This is a genomic window from Arthrobacter sp. 10T419 (assembly GCF_056394105.1).
The window spans coordinates 276,783-297,786 of sequence record NZ_JBFTHF010000001.1 but is presented as its reverse complement, the minus strand read 5'-3'; the positions used below and the strand labels follow the sequence as shown (position 1 = coordinate 297,786).

Sequence of the window (21,004 nt, the reverse complement as noted above, 5' to 3'; positions counted from 1 at the left end):
CGTACCCGCCGGTAGCGTTGCGCCTGCTCCGTGGGCCCCGTTACAGTCGAAAAAGGCCGGCGATGATCCCGAGTGATCCGCCGGCGCAAATGCAACGAGGCAGGGAACCGGGGAGGCAGACAGTGGCTGGCGTATTCGAGATTGCAGCGGCCGGAGACGAGTCGTATTTCTTCAAGCTGACGGCACCGGACGGGACAGTAGTTGCCGTTTCACCGCTTTTTAACACCATCAAGGGAGCGGCCGCCGGCATCACGGCAGTGCGCGAGAACGCCGCGACCGGGCTGGTCGTTGACCGCTCCGCCCGGAAGGCCGTCACCCAGTCCGCGAGCAAGCCCGCCGCGACGTCGTCCTCGCGGCCTGCGCCGCTGCTGACAGCGCGCTAGCGAAGGCGCGCCGCTACCCGTCGATCCCGTGCAGGCGCCTCCGGTCCCATGGGACTGACCAGCCCAGCTGGTCGAACAGCTGGTTGAGGATCATGCCGGTGAAACCCCAGACCACCACGCCGTTGACGGTGAAGGCCGGGCTCTGAAAGGTCTGGCCGGCCCGGCTGACGGTTGCCATCACCCTGTTGTCGGGGTCGAGCAGGTCCCGGACGGGCACCCGGAAGACCTGTGATGACTCGCCGTAGTCCACTACCCGGACGGGTGACTGGGACGCCCACCAGCCAAGGACGGGCGTGACCAGGAAGTTCCCGCGGGGCAGCGCCAGTTCGGGCATGACGCCGAGGACCTCAACGCCCTGCGGATCCAGTCCTGTTTCCTCTTCGGCCTCGCGCAGGGCGGCCTCGACCACGGTTTCGCCGGGGTCGATGCCGCCGCCGGGGAACGCCACCTGTCCCGGGTGGTCGTCGAGGGTCTGCGCGCGCTGGAGCAGCAGCACGTCCAGGTCCGCCGGCGCCAGCAGCTTCACCGACGTCGCCGGGACATCGTCCAGCGAGCCGAACAGCATCAGCACGGCGGCACGGCGCACCCGTTCGCCCGGCTCAACGGCCAGTTCGCGCCAGCGCGGATCCGGCGACGGGGCCGTCCCGGCCTGCACCGCGGCTACAAGGTCAATCAGGTCCTGGCGGGCGGTCATTGCGGCCTTCTCTGCGATTCCATCCGGATTTCCGCGGCCCGGTGGGTTTCGGCCAGCAGCTTCGCCAGCAGTTCTTCCTGGCCCGGGGCCAGTTCGTACTTCAGCAGCTTCCTGGCCTTCTCCGGATCGGTCTCGCCGGCTCCGTAGCTGGGGCACCAGTTCGCCACGGCGCAGGCGCCGCAGGCCGGTTTGCGGGAATGGCAGACGCGCCGGCCGTGGAAGACGACTCGGTGCGAGAGCATGGTCCAGTCTTTCGGCTCGAACAATCCGGCGACGTCGGATTCGATCCGGACCGGATCGTCCGAGTCCGTCCAGCCGAAGCGGCGGGCCAGCCGGCCGAAGTGGGTGTCCACCGTGATGCCGGGGATCCCGAACGCGTTGCCCAGGACGACGTTGGCGGTCTTCCGTCCGACGCCGGGCAGCTTCACCAGGTCTTCCAGCCGGCCGGGCACCTCGCCGTCGTAGTCGTCGACAAGCTTGGTGCCCAGCGCCATCAGGTTCCGCGCCTTGGCCCGGAAGAACCCGGTGGGTTTGATGATGGCTTCCAGGTCGGCGGGCTCGGCCTCGGCCATGCTGCGGGCATCCGGGTACCGGGCGAACAGCAGCGGCGTGATCTGGTTGACCAGCACGTCCGTGGTCTGGGCCGAGAGCACCGTGGCCACGACCAGTTCGAACGGGCTGCGGAAATCCAGCTCAGCATGCGCATAGGGATACTGCTCGGCCAGTGCCTTGTTGATCCGGCGGGCGCGGCGCTTGAGCCCCAGCAGCGTCTCCCCGCCAGCCTGCGCACGGGGCTTCGCTGTGCCGGTTTTGGCTGTGCCGGTTTTCGCCCTGCCGGGTTTCGCGTTGCCGGGTTCGGTGGCCACGGTCCGGCTAGCCGCGTTCGATGTTGCTGAGGTCCCGGAGCACGCCGACGCGGCCGTCCGTGTGCTGGACCAGGAACTCGTGGCCGCGGTCCTCAAGGGCGAGGACCCAGCCGCCGGGTTCGACGACGAACGCCGGGGCGCCGCTGCGCTCGTCCACCGCGGTGCGGGGCTGGGCGACGGCGAACCAGAAGGCCTCGTAGGCAGGCTGGGCCGCCTCGCTCTCGGGACGGCTTGCGGGGTCCACGGTGGCGCCGATCGGTTCCTGCGAACGGACCTGCGGGGTGAGGGCGGTGGGGGCTTCATGGCTTGCGGCGGAAGGTGCCGCGGCCGATGCCCCCGCCGGGATGCTGGCCGCCTGGGTCGCTTCCAGACCCGCGCCCTGCGCGGCGGAGGCCGGAGAGGTGACCGGAGAGGTGACAGGGGACTCTGCCGGAGCGGACGCGGCGGGCGCCGTGGCAGCCTGGGTCTGCTCGGCGGCAGAAGGCACCGCTTCTCCTGCGGCAGACGGGGCGTACGCCGCAGTCGGGGACGGGGAGGCGGCAGCGGTCGGCGCCGGGGACGCGGAAGCGGTCTGCTCCGGTGAGGCGGAAGGAACGACGCCGTGCGCCTGGGTGGCCGGCTCGGCAGCCGCGGGACGGGCGGACGCGGCAGCGGCACCGGCGGCACCTGCAGCAGCACCGGCCGCGGTGCCGGCAGCGGCACCCGTCGATGCCCCGTGGGCTTCGTGGGCCTGCGGCGCGACCTGGGCCTCGCCCCCCTGCTTGCCGGGGGCTATGCGCCTGGCCCAACCGGCCAGCGCGCCGCCTCCCTCCTTGGGAGTCTTGGCGTCGCTGGCAGCCTTTGGGGCCTTGGGGGCACGCGGCTTGCGGACCGGCTCCGCGGCTTCCCGTGCCACAACGTGGGCGGGGACTTCGGCGCGGTGCAGGAAATCACCGGCGAGGCTGGGAATCAACCGCGCCAGTACGGTCGCGGTGAAGAGGCCGAGAGCGCCGACGAGGCCCAGCAGGAGGCTCGGCACGAACGCGCCGGCGGTCGCCAGGAAAAAGAAGGCCAGGCTGAAGGACGCCACAACGGAGGCGAACTGGTCAATCGAGAGGGAGCCGATCCGGATTTTCGTGCCCGGGCTGACCCGTCGCGCCACGAAAAGCGCAGCGACAATCACCGGCAGCAGCACGCCGAGGCCGAGGAAGAAGAGGCTGCCCAGGTTCCACAGGTTGTAGCGCTCGGCGAACATCGGAATCAGGGAGGCGATAAAGAGCACCAGCGTGGAGCCGAAGACGGTGAGGTCGCGGACCGTGAAAGGCCCCAGGACGGCCTCGTTGTTCTTCGAGTTCGGCTTGTCCACCGTAAAGCGTGGCTGTTCCCCCCGCCCGCTGGACTGCGCCGGCCCTGTCTGGCCTTCGGTGCGGGAGGGCGCATGGAGCTGCCCGTTGCTTTGCTCGTTCATTCTGTTCTCCTTAGCATGGCCGCACTCTGGACAGTGCCGCCTAACGGCAGGCAAAAACAGGACCGCCAGCGGTCCTGTTGCCCCCATCGGATGTCACAACTCCATCTCAGCCTAGCCAAGTGCAGGACCGATCACTACTGCCCGGACGTCACTCCAGCACCAGTGCGCGGCCCCTTTCGCCCTGCGCGTAAACCGGGGTGCGACGCCGATCCGGGCCGGCCGTGCCCGCACCCGGACCACTCGGCGCTTAATAAACACCGCTCACGGCGCCCTTTGTGACGGGGCACACGTTCTGTCGCAGCCGGGCGTTAGTGTGTATTTCGGAACAGCTCTTTGCGGTACGCCCGTGACCAGCCGATGCCCGATGCCGCGCAAGCGGCCCGGCGCCGCGGCGGCCACGGACGTTCCGTGCAGCACGGATCGATGAATGATGAGGTTCACCATGTCCCAGCAGACCCCCGGCTCCGCCACCACGACTCAGACGCCCCGGCACGGCGATGCGTTCGAAAACCTGTCGCAGGAGAACCGCAGGTTCGCCCCCTCGGCCGAATTCGCAGCCAACGCCGTGGTCACCGCCGCCGACTACGCCGAGGCCGACGCGGACCGGCCGGCCTTCTGGGCCAAGCAGGCCCGCGGGCTGCTGAGCTGGAGCAAGGACTTCACCCAGACGTTGGACTGGTCCGACCCGCCGTTCGCCAAGTGGTTCGTCGGCGGCGAGATCAATGCCGCGTACAACGCCCTGGACCGGCACGTCGAGGCCGGCAACGGGGACCGGGTTGCCATCTATTTCGAGGGCGAGCCCGGCGACACCCGCAGCTACACCTACGCGCAGCTCACCGAAGAGGTCAAGAAGGCCGCCAACGCGTTTGAATCCCTCGGCGTGGCCAAGGGTGACCGCGTGGCCGTGTACCTGCCGATGATCCCCGAAGCCGTCATCACCCTGCTGGCCTGCGCCCGGATCGGCGCGATCCACTCGGTGGTGTTCGGCGGCTTCTCCGCCGAGGCGCTCCGCTCCCGGATCGACGACGCCGAGGCCAAGCTCGTGGTCACCGCCGACGGCACCTACCGCCGCGGCAAGCCCAGCGCCCTCAAGCCGGCCGTCGACGAGGCGCTGGCCCACGAGGGCGACGGTTCCGGGCACACCGTCCAGAACGTCGTGGTGGTCAAGCGCAACGGCCAGGACGTCGACTGGCACGAGGGCCGGGACCACTGGTGGTCCGACACGGTCGGCGCCGCGTCCGCCGAGCACACCGCCGTCGGCCACGACGCCGAACACCCGCTGTTCATCCTCTACACCTCCGGGACCACCGGCAAGCCCAAGGGCATCCTGCACACCACCGGCGGCTACCTCACCCAGGGCGCCTACACGCACAAGGCGGTCTTCGACCTGCACCCGGAAACGGATGTCTACTGGTGCACGGCCGACGTCGGCTGGATCACCGGCCACTCCTACGTCGCCTACGCGCCGCTCATCAACGGAGCCACCCAGGTGATGTATGAGGGCACCCCCGACTCCCCGCACCAGGGCCGCTGGTGGGAGATCGTGGAGAAGTACAAGGTCTCCATTCTCTACACCGCCCCCACCGCCATCCGCACCTTCATGAAGTGGGGCAAGGAAATCCCGGCGAAGTCGGACCTGTCCTCGATCCGCGTCCTGGGCTCGGTGGGCGAACCCATCAACCCCGAGGCGTGGATGTGGTACCGGGAGGTCATCGGCGCCAACGCCGGGAAGAACGGGGAGAAGAAGGAGAACCCGGCCCCGATCGTGGACACCTGGTGGCAGACCGAAACCGGCGCGCAGATGATCGCGCCGCTTCCCGGAGTTACCGCGACCAAGCCGGGCTCCGCCCAGGTCCCGCTGCCCGGCATCGCCGTGGACGTCGTCGACGAAGCCGGCGAGTCGGTGCCCAACGGCGCCGGCGGCTACCTCGTCATCCGCGAGCCGTGGCCGGCCATGCTGCGCGGCATCTGGGGTGATCCGGAGCGGTTCAAGGACACCTACTGGTCCCGCTTCGAAACGATGTACTTCGCCGGCGACGGCGCCAAGAAGGACGACGACGGCGACATCTGGCTGCTCGGCCGGGTGGACGATGTCATGAACATCTCCGGCCACCGGCTCTCCACCGCCGAGATCGAATCCGCCCTCGTGTCCCACCCGGCCGTGGCGGAAGCCGCCGTCGTGGGCGCGGCGGACGAGACCACCGGTCAGGCCGTCGTGGCGTTCGTGATCCTGCGCGGGGACGCGGTCAACTCGGGCGACGCGATCGTCCAGGAGCTCCGCAACCATGTGAGCAAGGAGATCGGCCCGATCGCCAAGCCCAAGACCATCCTCGTGGTGCCGGAGCTGCCCAAGACCCGCTCCGGCAAGATCATGCGCCGGCTGCTGAAAGACGTGGCCGAGGGCCGCGAGGTGGGCGATGCCACCACCCTGGCCGACAACACCGTGATGGCACAGATCGCGCACTCGCTCAAGAAGTGAGCACGGACCCGGGCCGGGCTGCACGGAACGGAATCATGCGGCCATGACGGATTCGTGCGAGGTGCTGGTGGTCGGGGCCGGCCTGGCCGGGTTGCAGTGCGCCCGGGAACTGCAGGCCGCCGGGCGCGAGGTCGTGGTTTGGGAGGCCTCCGACGCCGTCGGGGGCAGGATCCGTACGGACCGGGTGGACGGTTTCCTCGTGGACCGCGGCTTTCAGGTCCTGAACCCCGCGTACCCGGCGGTCCGGCAGTGGGTCGACGTGGACGCCCTGGCGCTGCAGGCCTTCGGTGCCGGCCTCCGGGTCCGGCTGCCGGACAACCTGGCGGTCCTGGCCCACCCCCTGCGGGAGCCGGGGCTCATCCTGCAGACCCTCCGCAGCGGAATTCTCAGCCCCCGCGCCGTCGTGGGGCTGCTGCGCTGGGCCGTCCCGGCCTTCGCCGGGCCCCTTCGGCGGAGCGGCCAGGATGTTGCGTTGCGCGACGCCCTCGACCGGGCCGGCTGCTCGGGCGAACTGCGCACCGTGGTGGAGCGGTTCCTCGCCGGCGTACTGCTGGAGGACGAGGGCAGCACCTCCAACAACTTTGCCTTGCAGCTGTTACGCGTCTTCGCGGCCGGGGTTCCCGGACTGCCGCGGGAGGGCATGCAGGCCCTCCCGCGGCAGCTGGCGGATGCCCTGGCCGCCCCGGTCCGCACCTCCACCCGGGTGGAGAAGATCACGCCGGACGGGAACGGGGCCCTGGTCATCGCCGCGGGGACCGCCATCCGGGCCCGCCACGTCGTTCTCGCCGCCGATCCGGTCGACGCGGCCAGGCTCGCCGGGAGCGAGGCGCCCGCCATGAAGGGAGTGCTCACACACTGGTTCGCCGCCGACTCGGCACCCACCGACGCGCGCATGCTCTGCATCGACGGCCGCACCCGCCCCGGCGGACCGCTGCTCAACGCGGCCGTCATCTCCAACTCGGCACCAAGTTACGCGCCTGCCGGCCGGCACCTGATCCAGACCTCTGCCCTGTTCGGCGCGGGCCGGCCGGTTCCCAGCGACGCGGACGTCCTCCGGCACGCCGGGGACATTTTCGGTTGCTCCACGGCCGGCTGGGAGCTGGTGGCAAGGCACGAAATCGCGCACGCCCTGCCCGTCCAGCCACCGCCGCCGCGGACCCGGCAACCCGTGGAGGGCCCGGACGGGATCACCGTCTGCGGCGACCACCGGGAGACGGCTTCCATTCAGGGCGCGCTTGTCAGCGGCCACCGCGCCGCGCTGGCCGTCCTGGGCCCGCCCGGGTGACATTCTCCGTTTCGCGCCGGGTTGCCGCGCCCGCCGGCGTGGTGTGGAAGCTGCTCACTGACACCGGGAAGTGGCCGGCGTGGGGGCCATCGATCACCGGCGTCGAACCTGCCACCGATGCGGGTGCCGTCCCGGGACTCGCGCCCGGCAGCCGCGGAAAGGTACGCACCGTCCTGGGGCTAGCGCTCCCGTACACCGTGACAGGGTTTGACGCCGGCCGGTACTGGTCATGGTCCGTTGCGGGCATCCCGGCCACCGGCCACCGGGTAACCCCGCAGGACGACGGCTGTCTGCTCACCTTCACCGTGCCCTGGTGGGCCCCGGCCTACCTGCCGGTCTGCGCCCTGGCAATGCGGCGGATAGAACGGCTCGCAACCGGTCCGGGGACCCCTGCCGGGCGCGGACCTGACCGTGATTGATGAACTCCGCAAGAAACATCAGGGTACGGTCCGGCCCAACGCGATACATTGGCAGGCATGAGCGAAGCCACCCCCTCGGACGCCCGTCGCGGCACCATCCTGGTCCTGAACGGGCCCAACCTGAACCTGCTCGGCACCCGTGAGCCCGAAAAGTACGGCACGGCCACACTGGCCGACGTCGAACAGCTCGCCAAGGACACCGGGGCGGCGCACGGGCTCGACGTCGAGTGCTTCCAGTCCAACCATGAGGGCGCCCTCGTGGACGCCATCCACGCCGCCCGCGGGAAGGCGGTGGGCATCGTCCTGAACGCCGGCGCCTACACGCACACCTCGGTGGCGATCCGGGACGCAATAACGGCCGTGCAGCTGCCCGCCGTCGAGGTGCACATCACCAACGTGCACGCCCGGGAAGCGTTCCGGCACCATTCCTATCTTTCGGACATCAGCAAGGCCGTGATCGCCGGCGCGGGCATCCTCGGGTACCGCTTCGCCGTCGAGTACCTCGCCGAGCTGAACGCGGGCCGGGGCTGATCATGTCCCCCGCGCCGGAGCCCCCGGGGACAGCCGACTGGTACCGCCATTTCGGCACCATTGACGCGCCCGGCAACTCCGCGTGCTATGCGGAGTGGTCCACGGCCATCGCGGACGACCCCGAGCTGATCCGGCGCATCGACGAGTGGCCGCACAACAAGCGCCAGCCGCTGCTGATGCTGGCCGCCGCCCGATTCCTCGGCGCCCGGATCGGCCCCTACGCCGGGTTCCGGGACTTCCTGGATACCCACTGGGACGGGGTCTCCCGGATTGTCCTCTCCCGGTCCACCCAGACAAACGAGGCCGGCCGTTGCGCCGCCCTGCTTCCGTCCCTGGCCCGGATCGCCGCCGCGGAGGGACGCCCGCTCGCCCTCATCGAGGTCGGCGCTTCGGCAGGACTGACGCTGTACCCGGACCGCTACGGCTACGAGTTCGACGACGGCTCCGGCGCCGTGACGCGGCTGCTCCCCGCCGGTGCCGCGCCCGGGACTTATCCCGTGCTGCGGTGCGCCACGGCCGGCCCGGTGCCGCTGCCGGCCGCGCTGCCCGCGGTGGTGTGGCGCGCCGGCATCGATTTGAACCCTTTGGACATCCGGGACCCCGACGACGTCGCCTGGCTGGAGGCGCTGATCTGGCCGGAGCAGGACTTCCGCCGCGAGCGGCTGCGCCAGGCGATCGCCGTCGCACGGACGGATCCGCCGCTGCTGGTGGCCGGGGACCTCAACGAACAGCTTGTGTCATTGGCACAGCAGGCGCCGCCGGAGACCGCCCTGGTGGTCTTCCACAGCGCCGTCATGGCGTACCTCGACGCCGCCGGCCGCGAACGTTTCCGCGACACCATCGCCCTGCTGGCCGCGGACCGGGGCTGCCACTGGATCTCGAACGAGGGCCACACGGTCATCCTGCAGGCGGACGGCTCCAGCGTGGTTCCGGAAATGGACGAATCCCGACTCCGCGGCCGCTTCCTGCTGCTGGAGGACGGCCTGCCCGTGGCCATGGCCGGCCCGCACGGCCAGAGCCTGGAGTGGATCGAAGTGGCCCCGGCCTGACGGCGCCAGCCGGCGGTTCCCGCCGGTTTCCTGCCGCCGGCTATTTCTTAATGCACTGGCCCGGCGAGACGGCGTCGCCCAGCCCGGGGGCCTTTGCGGCCACCGGGCCGAGGTCGTTCATGGTGATGGCGAAGCCCAGCGAGGGCTCGGAGGTGGATTTCGCGAAGACGACGCCGGCCACCTGGCCGCCCGTGGTCAGCAACGGACCGCCGGAGTTCCCCGGCTGCACGTCGCCCGCGAGCCGGTAGACATCCTCGGCAGCGGCGTTGTTGCCGTAGATGTCCGGGACCAGGACGGTGGTGATGTCCCGCACCGTGGCCGGCTTGGACTGGAACGGACCGCCGTGCGGGTAGCCCGCGAACGCCGCCGGGCTGCCGGCCGGAAGGTCGCGGCCCAGCGACAACGGCGCGGCGCGCAGCCCGTCCACGGCCAGGACGGCGAGGTCATGCCGGCTGTCGAAGTAAACGACCCGGCCGGGGAGGGCTCCGCCGCCCGGGACCTCGACAACGGGCTCCGGGACGCCGGCCACCACGTGGGCGTTCGTCACGACCCGGCCGGGCGAGACCACAAAACCCGTTCCGGTCTGGTTCTGGCCGCACTGGTAGGCCGTCCCGGCAATCTTGAGCACGGAGGCGGCGGCCTTGTTCAGCGGAGGGGTGTCGGTGCTGGCGTCGGGCACGGGCACGGCCCGTCCGCCGACACCCTCGAACAGGGTCGGGATGCCATCGCCGATCACGGCCGAACGCAACTGCGCCATCGACGTCTTCAGCGGCGTGGGGGTGACGCCGTCGATGAAACCGATCACCTTGGAGTCGGCCAACTGTTGGGAAACAAAGGGAACGCCGAGGGCGCTGATACTGAAGGCCAACATGGACATCACGAGGGCGGACACGGCGAGATTGACCCCGCCGCCCACCACCCGGTCGGCAAGTCGGAGCGGACTGATTTTGACGACGCTGCGGATGCGCCGCCCGATCATGGTGCCGAGGCCGTGCCCCAGCATCATCAGCAGCACGGCCGTGGCAATGATCGCGGTGAGCCGCCAGCCGGGATCGTCGACGAGGTCGCTGACGATCGGGACAGACAGGAAGGCGGCCACGGCGCCCGCCGCGAACCCGGCGATTCCGCCCAGCGTCACCAGGAAGCCGTTGCGCAGGCCATAGATCAGGTAGGACAAGAGCGTCAGAATCAACGCCAGGTCCAAGATGGTCAAGCCGAACACCGGGGCTCCTTAGTGACTGGTAGGAACCCCATTCTACCGGCGCGGACTGACAGTTTGCCGGGGGCCCAAGGCGGCCCGGACCGTCACCCGCCCGGCGTTTCACGCGTTTCGGTGCCAAGTACGTCACAGAAGCCTCAAAATTCTGAAACAATGGCTGAAGCGCCCCAGCCGACACAGTAAGTCAGGAGATTTCATGGATATCGAGGTATTGCGCCGCGCACCCCTTTTCGCCACGCTCGACGACGAGGCGTTCCGTCTGCTGACGGACGAACTCACCGAGGTGGACCTCTCACGCGGAGCCTCGGTATTCCGGGAAGGCGACCAGGGTGACCAGCTCTACTTCATCGTCTCCGGCAAAGTGAAGCTCGGCCGCACGTCCCCCGACGGCCGCGAGTCGCTGCTCGCCATCCTCGGCCCGGGCGAATTGTTCGGCGAAATGGCGCTGTTCGACCCGAGCCCGCGCACCGCAACGGCCACCGCCGTCTCCGAGACCCGCCTGGCCGGGCTGAAGAACGAGAGCCTCAACGCCCTCCTGCGCACCCGCCCCGAGGTCTCGGCCCAGCTGCTCCAGGCCCTGGCACGGCGCCTGCGCCGCACCAACGATTCGCTGTCCGACCTTGTCTTCTCGGACGTCCCGGGCCGCGTGGCCAAGGCGCTGCTGGACTTGGCCGACCGCTTTGGCCGCCCGGCGACGGACGGTGTCCTAGTGGCCCACGAACTCACCCAGGAAGAACTGGCCCAGCTGGTCGGCGCCTCCCGCGAGACCGTCAACAAGGCCCTGGCCGAGTTCGTCCAGCGCGGCTGGCTGCGCCTCGAGGCGCGCGCCGTCGTGATTCTCGACATGCAGCGCCTCCGCCAGCGCTCCCGCTAGGCACAGCCGCCGCAACACAAGCCTTAGACACAGAGGGCCGGCCCGTTTTCMCGGGCCGGCCCTCTGCGGTTTTAGGTGTTGTTCTCGGCTTCTTCCGGCGTTACGGAATCTGGGTCTGGCCGGCGGGACATGTCCATCCTTCGCCAACGCTCCCGCGAGACATGTCCATTCTTGGATGCCACGAGTGGGCACATACCCACTATGTCCAATGCCCAACCGGCGCAATAGACATGTCCGGTGGTCGAGGCGAGGCTCCAGCTGGCATGTCCTGCCCTTGAGCGAAGGCCCGGCGGACATGCCCATCCCTGCACGCCAGGGATGGACATATACCCAATATGCCCATTCCTCAGCGCCAACTATGAGCATGTCCAGCCATGGGCTCAGGTCCGGGCGGATATGTCCATTGCCCGGCGCCAACGATGAGCATGTCCAGCCATGGGCTCAGGTCCGAACGGGTATGTCCATTGCTCGGCGCCAACGATGGGCATGTCCAATGGTCGGGCCGAAGCGGCCGACCCTACCGTTCCCGCTGCGGTTCCCCGGCGACGGTCTTGGCGGCCTCGACTTCCAGCATGAGCCGGCCGTCTTCCTCCACCAGGGCCGGCTGATAGGCGTGGGCCTTGCGCTTGTAGCTGAGGTAGGCGATGCAGCCGTTAGCGGCGGCCATCTTCTCCAGCATGATCTCCGAGCCCGGGACCAGCAGCTGGCCGAGCTTCAGCCCCACGGTGTTGGGCTGGCCCACCTCATCGCCCAGCGCCGTCGTGTCGCGCTCGGCAATGACCTTGCGGACGCACACCCAGCGCGCCCAGACACCCTTGCTGGCCAGCAGCGAGGGCTGCTGGTTCATCGGGATGGTCGCGGCAAAGTACCGGGTGTTGAAGCGTCGGTGGGCGAAGTCGGGGCTGAGCCAGTTCACCAGCGGCTTGAGCAGATCGGTCCGCACCGAAAGCCCGCGCTTGGCGAGCACGTCGGTGAAGGACTTTTCCTGGTCGGCGACGGCCTCCCGGGCGCGCATCCACTCGGCCGTGGACGTCGCCTCCACCGTGGTCGACAGGTCCGGACCGGCCAGCAGGACTCCGGTCTCCTCGAACAGCTCACGGATGGCGCCCACCACGTGACGTCGCGCCAGGCCGACGTCGGACGTGCCCATCTGCTCGGCCCACCACTGTGGCGAGGGGCCAAGCCAGCCCACGGCGTCGTCGTCGGACGTCTCGAGCGAGCCGCCGGGAAAGGCGAGGACGCCCAGCGGCGAGGACCCCGGCCGGTAGCCCAGCCAGGTCTCCAGGCCGGTGGGCGAATCCCGCAGCAGGACCACGGAGGAGGCGTAGCGGGGGGCACGGGGGGTCCGCTCGCCGTGTTCAAGCCAGCTGCGGGCTGCCCCCTCAAGATCCGGGGGAAGGCTAAACAGGCGTCGTGCTAAGTGCGGCAAGGGAAGCGACCGGCCCTCTAGGCGAATTCAGCGATCAGTTCGACCTCGACAGGAGAGTCGAGCGGCAGAACTGAAACGCCGACGGCGGAACGTGCGTGCTGGCCGGCGTCGCCCAGGACCTTGCCCAGGAGCTCGGAGGCGCCGTTGATGACACCGGGCTGGCCGGTGAATGAGGGATCGGAGGAAACGAAGCCGACCACCTTGACGATCCGGGTGATCCGGTCCAGGTCGCCAATGACGCTCTTCACGGCGGCCAGCGCGTTGACGGCGCAGACCTCGGCGTAGCGCTTGGCCGCTTCCGGGGACACGGTCGACTCGTCCGAGGTCCCTTCGGTCCCGGAGGAGACCTTGCCGGTGGCTTCAAGTTTGCCGTTGATGAAAGGCAGCTGGCCGGAGGTGTAGACGTGGTTACCGGAGATGACGGCCGGAACGTAGGCGGCCACCGGGGCGGCAACCTCGGGAAGGGCCAGGCCGAGCTCGGCCAGGCGCTGCTCGACGGCGGACGACGCGCCGGTGCCGGCGTCGCTTTGGGCCGTGCTGGCGGGGCTCGTGGCCTGTGCCGGAGCCGCCGTTTCGGGGGTGCTCATGGCTAGTTCTTCTCCCGCTTCAGGTAGGCAACCAGGCCGTTTCCATCGGGACCCGGAACAACCTGGACGAGCTCCCAGCCGTCGTCTCCCCACTGGTCCAGGATCTGCTTCGTCGCGTGGATAATGAGCGGAATCGTGGCGTACTCCCATTTGGTCATGAAGTAAAGCCTAGTCCTTGCCGGTAAAGTGGAAAACATGGCGACTGGTAAGAACCCTTTATTCGACACGGCCACCACCCTCGGAAAGCTCATCCTTTTCCTGGGAGTGAGCGCGATTTGTGGTGTCCTGATGGCGGGCCTGCTGGTCCCTGCGGCGGCCGTCTCCGGCAACGCCGCAAGCGGTTCGATCAAGTTCTTCGAAACCCTGCCGGCCGAACTGAAGGTTGACCCGCCGAGCCAGTCGACCAAGATCCTGGCCTCGGACGGCAGCGTCATCGCCAACCTCTATCTTGAGAACCGCACCCGCGTGTCGCTGGACCAGATGTCGCCGTACATCAAGGACGCGGTGATCGCCATCGAGGACAGCCGCTTCTACGAGCACGGCGGCGTCGACACCACCGGTATTCTCCGCGCGCTCGTCGCCACCGCGCGCGGGAACAAGCAGGGCGCCTCGACCATCACCCAGCAGTACGTGAACAACGTCATCAACTCCTCCCTGGAGTCCGAGGGCAAGGGCGACCAGGTCCTGCTGAACGGTGTCAACAAGGGCGTCGGCGACAAGCTCCGCGAGATGAAACTGGCAATCGCGCTGGAGAAGAAGTTCACCAAGGAACAGATCCTTGAGGGCTACCTGAACATCGTCTTCTTCAACCGCGACGCCTACGGCATCGAGGCGGCCTCCCGGCTGTTCTTCAGCACCTCGGCCAAGAATCTGACGCTGCCGCAGGCCGCGCTCCTGGCCGGCGTTGTGAACAGCCCGTCCTTCTATGACCCGATCACCAACCCGGACAACGCGAAGGTCCGCCGCAACCTGGTCCTCAAGGCCATGCTCTCGCAGGGCAAGATCAAACAGGCGCAGTACGACGCCGCCGTCGCCACCCCGGTCAAGACCAAGGTGACCCAGCCGCGCCAGGGCTGCGCCTACTCGCCGACGTCGCCGTACTTCTGCGATTACGTGCTGCACCTCCTGCTCAACAACCCGGCGTACGGGGCGGACACCAAGGAACGCGAGCGCAAGATTTTCCGCGGCGGCCTGACCATCAAGACCACGCTGGAGCCCAAGGCACAGAAGGTCGCGCAGGCGCAGGTCGACGCCGCTGCCGGTGCGAACCCGAACAAGTGGGGTGCAGCCCTGGTCTCCGTGGAGCCGGGGACGGGCAAGATTACCAACATGGCCCAGAACACGTCCTGGCTGCCGGGCAAGGGCAAGTTCGACACCCAGCTGAACTTTAACGTCGACAAGTACGACGACAAGGGCAATGACCTTAATGGCCTCGGCGGCGCCCAGCCGGGCTCCACTATGAAGCCGTTCACTTTCGCCGAATGGCTGGACGAGGGCAAGTCCATGAATACCGTGGTGGACGGCTCCGTGCGCCGATACCCGTTGGACTTCCAGTGGCGGAACTCCTGCGGCGTCACCACGGGCGCCTACAGCACCCCGGAACACGACGCGCAACTGGGTGCCGCCGAGGACCTCCAGAACGCGGAGCCGGACTACTACAGGCCCATGACGGTGCTGAAGGGTCTCTACAACTCGATCAACACCATTACCTTCGCCTCGGCCGCGCAGCTCGACTTCTGCGGGATCCAAAAGATCGTGGACGCGGCAGGACTGCACTCCGGCCTGCCCACCCGTGACCAGAACCAGAAGATTGTGTTGGATGCGAACGGGAGGATCAAGGAACCGAACCCGAAGATCAACATGTCGATGCTGTCGAACCTCCTCGGCTCCACCCAGACCGCGCCGCTGACCATGGCCAGCGCCTTCGCCACCTTCGCCAACGACGGCCGCTACTGCGAGCCGATCGCCATCACCTCCGTGACGGATGCGACCGGGGCCAAGCTGCCCGCCCAGGCCACGAACTGCCGGGACGCCCTCAAGCCCGAGGTTGCGCGCGGTGTGAACTACGCGCTGCAGGAAGTCTTGAACCGGGGCTCCGGCTCGCTCATCCAGCCGCGCATTTCCACTGTGACAAACTTCCCGATCGCGGCGAAGACCGGTACCTCGAACAACAACGGCTCCACCTGGGTGGTCGGGCACACCACCGGTCTGGCGACGGCGGCCTGGTTTGGCGACCCGCTCGGCGACCAGGGACGCTCCGGGCAGAACATCACTGTCAACGGCCAGTTTTACGAAGGCATCGACGGTTACATGATCGCCGGGCCGATGTTCTCCAAGTTCATGGCCGAGATCGCCCCCTCGCACGGCGCCGAGCCGTTCCCGGAACCGCCGTCGAACCTGCTGTCCGAGCCGTACCAGCAGCCGACCAACAACGACGCGGGCCGGAACAACAACTTCATGCCGCCGGCGACGCAGAACCCGGCACCGGCGCCGTCATCCCCCGCGCCCAAGGCCCCGGCCAAGCCCGTCGACCCCCCGAAGAACAAGTAGTGACCGCCGGAACCACCCTGGCCAGCCGCGCCCGAAGCATCGGGCGCGGCTTTGCCGTAACCACCGCCGTCGGCGCCGCCGCGGGAGCCGCCGCCGCCGGCTACGGATTGTGGGAGAAGAACCAGTTCGTGCTGCGGGAGGAGTCGCTTCCCATCCTGCCGGCCGGGTACGGGCCGCTCCGCGTGCTGCACCTGAGCGACATCCACTTCGTCCCCGGCCAGAGCCGCAAGGCCGCGTGGCTGCGCTCCCTCGCCGGGCTGGAGCCGGACCTGGTGGTGAACACCGGCGACAACCTCAGCCACGCCAAGGCAGTCGATCCCCTGCTGGAGGCGCTGCGGCCGCTGATGGAGTTCCCGGGAGTCTTCGTCCCCGGCTCGAACGACTACTTCGCGCCGCGGCTGAAGAACCCGGCATCCTACCTGCTGGGGCCGTCCAAATCGCGCCCCGACCCCGTCGAGCTCGACTGGCCGCGGCTCCGGTCAGGCTTCGGCATGGGCGGCTGGGTGGATCTGACCAACCGCTGCCAGTCGCTCGTGATCAAGGGCCTGCGCGTGGACTTCTCCGGCGTCGACGACCCGCACCTTCGCCTCGAGCGCTACGCCGGCTGGCCGCGCGGCACCAAGGGCCAGGACGCCAAACCGCACCTGCGGATCGCCGTCGCGCATGCCCCCTACCAGCGGGTGCTGGACCACTTCACCGAGGACGCCGCGGACCTGCTGCTGGCCGGCCACACTCATGGCGGCCAGATCTGCGTCCCCGGCTACGGCGCCCTCGTGGCCAACTGCGACCTGCCCACCTGGCGTGCCAAGGGACTGCACGACTGGGAAAGCAACGGACGCACGACGCCGGTCAACGTCTCCGGCGGAATCGGCACCTCACGCTTCGCCCCGGTCCGGATCGCCTGCAAGCCCGAGGCCGTGCTGCTCACCCTCACCGCCCGGCCCTGAGCCCGTCGGCCCCTCCCCCGCGCCAGCTCCGGAGGGACATGCCCAATGTTCGCGCCCTGACTCTCCGCGGGACATGCCCAATCCCGGCACTTGCTCCCCGTGGGACATGCCCTGTCTTCCCGCCCAGGGATGGACATAACGGCATCCTGCCCACTCCCGGCGTCCAGGGATGGACATGTCCCCCAGGGGCGGTCGCGAAGAATGAGCATGCTCGACTGAGCGGCCGCGGAATGGGCATGTCCCGAACCCGTGTGCTCGAGGAGCGGGCATGCCTCGAACTCGTGCCATCGAAAAACGGGCATGTCCCGCCGAGCCGCCGAGGAATGGGCATGTCCCGCTGGCATGCCGAGCGATGAGCATGTCCCCAGGGAAAGCCCGCACCTCCCCGTGCCATTGCGGAACATAATTACTGGGACAGATTCCGGAACGGCCCGATATCCTGTGAACCGGGTCACGCGATGGCCTAGGGTAGTTGCTACAGGAAACTACATCCAGTTGCGTAATCCATTTCGCAGTTGCAGTTAAGAAGCAGGCATGGCCAAGCAGACTCCGTTTTTCTCATCAATCAGCCGTCTCTATCCGCACGTCAGACCGATCATGCCGCGGCTGGTCATGGGCCTGCTGTCCGCCCTGCTGGCCAGCGTCGTCGCCCTGGCCATCCCCCAGGTGCTGCGCGTACTCATCAACGACTGGCTGAGGCCCGGCGGCAGCAGCCAGGCCGTCTGGATCGCCTCGACCGTGATCCTGCTGCTGGGCATCGCCGAAGCCGGGCTGGTGGCACTGCGCCGCCAATTCGTCATCAACCCGGCCACCACGGTGGAAACCCGGATGCGGGTGTCGCTCTACGACCATCTGCAGGACCTGACCGTCTCCTTCCATGACCGCTGGGGTTCCGGTCAGCTGCTCTCGCGCGCCATGACAGACCTGAACTTCCTCCGGCGCTGGATGGCGTTCGGGGCGATCATGCTCGTGGTCACCACGCTGACCGTGGTGATCGGCGTCGTCGTGATGTTCTCCATGAGCTGGCAGCTGGCCCTGATCTTCCTGGCCGCCGCCGTGCCGATCATGATCTACGGCTTCCGGTTCCGGACCCGCTTCAGCAAGGTGGCCCGCCGCAGCCAGGACCAGGCCGGAGACCTCGCCACCACGGTCGAGGAGTCCGTCCACGGCATCCGCGTGCTCAAAGCCTTCGGACGCAGCCGCGAGGCGCTCGAAAATTTCAATGAACAGGCCGAGGAACTGCGCCAGACCGAGATCGCGAAGGCCAAGCACCTGGCCGCCTTTAGCCTCGTCGTCACCTTGCTGCCAGAACTCGCCCTCGGTGCCGGGCTCGTCGTCGGCGTCATGCTCGCGGCCGACGGGCAGCTGAGCATCGGCTCGCTCGTGGCCTTTTTCGCCACCGCCGCCGTGATCGCCGCACCGGTGGAGTTCTGCGGCATGCTGCTGGCGATGGCGCTCACCGCCAAGTCCGCCGTGGACCGGCACTTTGAGGTAATGGACTCGGTCAACACCATCACCAGCCCGCCGCAGCCGCGCCGGCCTGCCGAGCTCAAGGGCGCCCTGGGCTTCCACAACGCCACCTTCGCCTTCGAGGACGCACCGGACAAGCCGATCCTCAAGGACATCAGCCTTGACATCCGCCCCGGCGAGACCATGGCCCTGGTGGGCATCACCGGCAGCGGCAAGAGTGCCCTGCTGCAGCTGGTGCCGCGCCTGTTCGAGGTCACGGCGGGCTCCGTCACGATCGACGGCGTGGACCTGCGCGACTTCAGCGTGGAGGAGCTGCGCACCGTCGTCGCCGTCGCCTTCGAGGACACCACCCTGTTTTCCAACTCCGTCCGGGACAACGTGCTCCTCGGCGTGCAGGGGCACGAGACGGAGGAGCGCCGGGAGCAGATTCTGGCCGAGGCGCTGGACACCGCCCAGGCCCACTTCGCCTACTCCCTGCCGGAGGGACTGGACACCCTGATCGGCGAGGAGGGCCTCAGCCTCTCCGGCGGCCAGCGGCAGCGCATCGCCCTGGCACGGGCCGTCGCGGCCCAGCCGAAGGTGCTGGTCCTGGACGATCCGCTCTCCGCGCTGGACGTGAACACCGAGGAACTCGTCGAGGCAAGGCTCCGTGAGGTGCTCGCTGACACCACCACCCTGATCGTGGCCCACCGTCCCTCCACCGTGGCCCTGGCCGACCGCGTGGCCCTGCTGCAGGACGGCCGGATCTCCGCCGTCGGCACCCACACCGAACTGCTCGCGGAGAACAGCCACTACCGCTACGTGATCGCCAGCCTGGACCCGGAACCTAGGGACCTGGACTCCGAATTGTCCGCCCTCGAGGCCGAGGAGGTGTCGCGATGAGCACGGCCACCTTCGGCACCGCCAACGAGGACAACGCCCACCTTTCCAAATCCGAGAGCAAGGCCGTCCGGCGCCGCTCCCTGGCCCTGCTCGGCTCGCTGATCCGTCCCGTCCGCCTGCGTTTCTGGCTGACCATCGCCGCCGTCGTGCTGTCCCAGGCCGCCCGCGTCGCCGGGCCGGCCCTGATTGCCTTCGGCATTGACCACGCCCTGCCTGCCCTGCGCGCCGGGGACAACCTCCCGCTGGTGCTGGCCGGCGTCGCGTACCTCGCCGCGGCCGTCGCGACCGCCGGGCTCACCGCCCTGTACGTGACCTCGACGGCGCGCCTGAGCCAGGCGATGCTGCTGGACCTGCGCGTGCGGGTCTTCCGGCAGACCCAGCGGCTGAGCCTGGAATTCCACGAGAAGTACACCTCGGGACGCATCATCGCCCGGCAGACCTCGGATCTTGAGGCCCTGCGCGAACTCCTCGACTCGGGGGTCAGCTCGCTCGCCTCCGGGATGCTGTTCATGATCTTCACCGCCGTCACGGTGTTTGCCCTGGACTGGCGCAGCGGGCTGCTGGTGCTCGCGGCCGGCGTGCCGATGTACTTCCTGGCCCGCTGGTACCAGAAGCACTCGCAGATAGCGTTCCGCGAATCCCGCGTCGTCTCGGCCCGGCTGATTGTGCACTTCGTCGAGACCATGACCGGTATCCGTGCGGTCAAGGCCTTCCGCAAGGAGCGCCAGAACGCCGAGCGCTACGCCGAACTCTCCGAGGAGTACCGCAAGGTCACCGTCCGCTCCATCAACCTCAACGGCGTCTTCCAGCCCGGCCTGGTGCTGATCGGGAACGTCTGCGTCGCGGTCGTGCTGCTTTCCGGCGGCTTCCGCGTCCTCAGCGGCGAGCTCGCCGTCGGCGTGCTGCTGGCCCTGATCCTGTCCACCAAGCGGTTCTTCCAGCCGGTGGACCAGATGGCGATGTTCTACAACTCCTTCCAGAGCGCCCAGGCGGCGCTGGAAAAGGTCTCCGGGCTGCTGGAGGAAATACCCACCGTCCGGCCGCCGAAAAACCCCGTGGCCCTGCCCGAGGCGAAGGGCAGCATCGATTTCGAGAACGTCGAGTTCCGCTACGGCGACGGCCCGGTCATCATCCCGGCCATGGACCTGCATATTCCCGCGGGCCAGACGGTCGCGCTGGTGGGCCAGACCGGGGCCGGTAAGTCGACGCTGGCCAAGCTGATCGCCCGCTTCTACGACGTCTCCTCCGGCTCGCTCACGCTCGACGGCGTGGACCTGCGGCAGCTGACGACGGCGGACCTGCGCCGGAACGTCGTCATGGTCACCCAGGAGGCCTTCCTGTTCAGCGGATCGGTGGCGGACAACATCGCCCTGGGCCGGCCCGAGGCCTCCCGGCAGGAGATCGAGGACGCCGCAAAGGCCGTCGGCGCCCACGAGTTCATCTCGGCTCTCCCGGAGGGCTACGACACCGACGTCAACAAGCGCGGCGGCCGGGTCTCGGCCGGGCAGCGCCAGCTGATCAGCTTTGCCCGGGCCTTCCTGGCCCGGCCCGCCGTCCTGATCCTCGACGAGGCGACGTCCTCGCTGGACATCCCGTCCGAGCGGATGGTCCAGGCCGGGCTGGCGAGCCTGCTGCAGGGCGTCAGCTCCGGCGAGGCGGGCCGCACGGCGTTGATCATCGCGCATCGGCTCTCCACCGTGGAGACCGCGGACCGGGTGCTCGTGGTCCATGACGGCCGGGTGGTGGAGGACGGCAAACCGGCGGAGCTGATCGGCGGCGGCGGGCGCTTCGCCAAGCTGCACGGCGCTTGGAAGGACTCGCTCGTCTGATTCCTCCGCTCCGGTGGCGCTTCGGCGAAGCTCGGGCGGCGCTTCGACGGCGCCGATTTCGCAT

Annotated in this window: 18 protein-coding genes; 11 read left to right on the top strand and 7 right to left on the bottom strand. The window is 68.7% G+C overall.

Features of this window, described 5'->3' with window-relative positions; translation table 11 throughout:
* The first annotated feature begins 122 nt into the window (after window positions 1–122).
* Window positions 123–383 (top strand): YegP family protein, encoded by a 261-nt coding sequence (locus AC1DBD_RS01430; protein WP_476916997.1) that lies wholly within the window; start codon window positions 123–125, stop codon window positions 381–383.
* Window positions 384–396: 13 nt separating this feature from the next.
* Here AC1DBD_RS01430 and AC1DBD_RS01425 read toward each other — a convergent pair whose 3' ends face one another.
* The 3 genes from AC1DBD_RS01425 to AC1DBD_RS01415 all read right to left on the bottom strand — a co-directional run bounded on the left by AC1DBD_RS01425 (window position 397) and on the right by AC1DBD_RS01415 (window position 3,390).
* Complete coding sequence (locus tag AC1DBD_RS01425) at window positions 397–1,077, bottom strand: NUDIX hydrolase (protein WP_476916996.1); 681 nt, start codon at window positions 1,075–1,077, stop codon at window positions 397–399.
* Window positions 1,074–1,844 carry an endonuclease III gene (gene nth, locus AC1DBD_RS01420; RefSeq protein ID WP_441417826.1) on the bottom strand — a complete coding sequence of 257 codons (771 nt, stop codon included), beginning with the start codon at window positions 1,842–1,844 and terminating at the stop codon, window positions 1,074–1,076. The genes AC1DBD_RS01425 and nth overlap by 4 nt, the downstream gene beginning before the upstream one ends.
* 106 nt (window positions 1,845–1,950) lie before the next feature.
* Entirely contained in the window at window positions 1,951–3,390 is a 1,440-nt protein-coding gene (locus tag AC1DBD_RS01415) for a hypothetical protein (RefSeq protein ID WP_476981280.1), read from the bottom strand.
* Between the two features lie 442 nt (window positions 3,391–3,832).
* On the opposite strand from AC1DBD_RS01415, the gene acs reads away from it, so the two are divergent.
* From acs to AC1DBD_RS01390, 5 genes are read left to right on the top strand one after another with little or no spacing between them, the layout of a single operon-like run.
* Window positions 3,833–5,869, top strand: a complete 2,037-nt coding sequence (gene acs, locus AC1DBD_RS01410; RefSeq protein WP_476892284.1) for an acetate--CoA ligase — start codon at window positions 3,833–3,835, stop codon at window positions 5,867–5,869.
* Between the two features lie 43 nt (window positions 5,870–5,912).
* Entirely contained in the window at window positions 5,913–7,154 is a 1,242-nt protein-coding gene (locus AC1DBD_RS01405; RefSeq protein ID WP_476981279.1) for a protoporphyrinogen/coproporphyrinogen oxidase, read from the top strand.
* Window positions 7,151–7,573, top strand: a complete 423-nt coding sequence (locus AC1DBD_RS01400; RefSeq protein WP_441416800.1) for an SRPBCC family protein — start codon at window positions 7,151–7,153, stop codon at window positions 7,571–7,573. Before AC1DBD_RS01405 ends, AC1DBD_RS01400 begins: the two co-directional genes overlap by 4 nt.
* Window positions 7,574–7,630: 57 nt before the next feature.
* Window positions 7,631–8,104, top strand: coding sequence for a type II 3-dehydroquinate dehydratase (gene aroQ / locus AC1DBD_RS01395; RefSeq protein WP_441416799.1), 474 nt, complete (start codon window positions 7,631–7,633; stop codon window positions 8,102–8,104).
* A gap of 2 nt (window positions 8,105–8,106) precedes the next feature.
* Complete coding sequence (locus tag AC1DBD_RS01390) at window positions 8,107–9,153, top strand: DUF2332 domain-containing protein (RefSeq protein WP_476981278.1); 1,047 nt, start codon at window positions 8,107–8,109, stop codon at window positions 9,151–9,153.
* A 40-nt stretch (window positions 9,154–9,193) separates the two neighbouring features.
* Here AC1DBD_RS01390 and AC1DBD_RS01385 read toward each other — a convergent pair whose 3' ends face one another.
* Window positions 9,194–10,375, bottom strand: coding sequence for a MarP family serine protease (locus AC1DBD_RS01385; RefSeq protein WP_476925445.1), 1,182 nt, complete (start codon window positions 10,373–10,375; stop codon window positions 9,194–9,196).
* A gap of 193 nt (window positions 10,376–10,568) precedes the next feature.
* Between AC1DBD_RS01385 and AC1DBD_RS01380 the strand changes: the two genes are divergently transcribed.
* A complete protein-coding gene (locus AC1DBD_RS01380) occupies window positions 10,569–11,246 on the top strand; it encodes a Crp/Fnr family transcriptional regulator (protein WP_011693220.1) in 678 nt (225 codons plus the stop codon).
* A 517-nt stretch (window positions 11,247–11,763) separates the two neighbouring features.
* Here AC1DBD_RS01380 and AC1DBD_RS01375 read toward each other — a convergent pair.
* The 3 genes from AC1DBD_RS01375 to AC1DBD_RS01365 are packed head-to-tail and all read right to left on the bottom strand — an operon-like array spanning window position 11,764 to window position 13,420.
* A complete protein-coding gene (locus AC1DBD_RS01375; RefSeq protein WP_441416796.1) occupies window positions 11,764–12,675 on the bottom strand; it encodes an NUDIX hydrolase in 912 nt (303 codons plus the stop codon).
* Between the two features lie 17 nt (window positions 12,676–12,692).
* A complete protein-coding gene (locus AC1DBD_RS01370; protein ID WP_476981277.1) occupies window positions 12,693–13,262 on the bottom strand; it encodes a RidA family protein in 570 nt (189 codons plus the stop codon).
* A 2-nt stretch (window positions 13,263–13,264) separates the two neighbouring features.
* Window positions 13,265–13,420, bottom strand: a complete 156-nt coding sequence (locus AC1DBD_RS01365) for a DUF4177 domain-containing protein (protein WP_175321496.1) — start codon at window positions 13,418–13,420, stop codon at window positions 13,265–13,267.
* Between the two features lie 37 nt (window positions 13,421–13,457).
* On the opposite strand from AC1DBD_RS01365, the gene AC1DBD_RS01360 reads away from it, so the two are divergent.
* From AC1DBD_RS01360 to AC1DBD_RS01345, 4 genes are all read left to right on the top strand, one after another.
* Window positions 13,458–15,812: a transglycosylase domain-containing protein gene (locus tag AC1DBD_RS01360; protein WP_476981276.1), complete on the top strand. Its 2,355-nt coding sequence runs from the start codon at window positions 13,458–13,460 to the stop codon at window positions 15,810–15,812.
* Window positions 15,812–16,759, top strand: coding sequence for a metallophosphoesterase (locus tag AC1DBD_RS01355; RefSeq protein ID WP_476981275.1), 948 nt, complete (start codon window positions 15,812–15,814; stop codon window positions 16,757–16,759). The genes AC1DBD_RS01360 and AC1DBD_RS01355 overlap by 1 nt, the downstream gene beginning before the upstream one ends.
* A gap of 534 nt (window positions 16,760–17,293) precedes the next feature.
* Window positions 17,294–19,111, top strand: coding sequence for an ABC transporter ATP-binding protein (locus AC1DBD_RS01350; RefSeq protein ID WP_441416792.1), 1,818 nt, complete (start codon window positions 17,294–17,296; stop codon window positions 19,109–19,111).
* Window positions 19,108–20,940: an ABC transporter ATP-binding protein gene (locus tag AC1DBD_RS01345; protein WP_476981274.1), complete on the top strand. Its 1,833-nt coding sequence runs from the start codon at window positions 19,108–19,110 to the stop codon at window positions 20,938–20,940. The genes AC1DBD_RS01350 and AC1DBD_RS01345 overlap by 4 nt, the downstream gene beginning before the upstream one ends.
* Window positions 20,941–21,004 lie beyond the last annotated feature (64 nt).

Bases quoted from the DNA above. Each gene is read 5' to 3' on its own strand.
- AC1DBD_RS01425 (WP_476916996.1), bottom strand. From the start codon at position 1,077: ATGACCGCCCGCCAGGACCTGATTGACCTTGTAGCCGCGGTGCAGGCC.
- AC1DBD_RS01415 (WP_476981280.1), bottom strand. From the start codon at position 3,390: ATGAACGAGCAAAGCAACGGGCAGCTCCATGCGCCCTCCCGCACCGAA.
- acs (WP_476892284.1), top strand. From the start codon at position 3,833: ATGTCCCAGCAGACCCCCGGCTCCGCCACCACGACTCAGACGCCCCGG.
- AC1DBD_RS01405 (WP_476981279.1), top strand. From the start codon at position 5,913: ATGACGGATTCGTGCGAGGTGCTGGTGGTCGGGGCCGGCCTGGCCGGG.
- aroQ (WP_441416799.1), top strand. From the start codon at position 7,631: ATGAGCGAAGCCACCCCCTCGGACGCCCGTCGCGGCACCATCCTGGTC.
- AC1DBD_RS01390 (WP_476981278.1), top strand. From the start codon at position 8,107: ATGTCCCCCGCGCCGGAGCCCCCGGGGACAGCCGACTGGTACCGCCAT.
- AC1DBD_RS01380 (WP_011693220.1), top strand. From the start codon at position 10,569: ATGGATATCGAGGTATTGCGCCGCGCACCCCTTTTCGCCACGCTCGAC.
- AC1DBD_RS01370 (WP_476981277.1), bottom strand. From the start codon at position 13,262: ATGAGCACCCCCGAAACGGCGGCTCCGGCACAGGCCACGAGCCCCGCC.
- AC1DBD_RS01365 (WP_175321496.1), bottom strand. From the start codon at position 13,420: ATGACCAAATGGGAGTACGCCACGATTCCGCTCATTATCCACGCGACG.
- AC1DBD_RS01360 (WP_476981276.1), top strand. From the start codon at position 13,458: ATGGCGACTGGTAAGAACCCTTTATTCGACACGGCCACCACCCTCGGA.
- AC1DBD_RS01350 (WP_441416792.1), top strand. From the start codon at position 17,294: ATGGCCAAGCAGACTCCGTTTTTCTCATCAATCAGCCGTCTCTATCCG.
- AC1DBD_RS01345 (WP_476981274.1), top strand. From the start codon at position 19,108: ATGAGCACGGCCACCTTCGGCACCGCCAACGAGGACAACGCCCACCTT.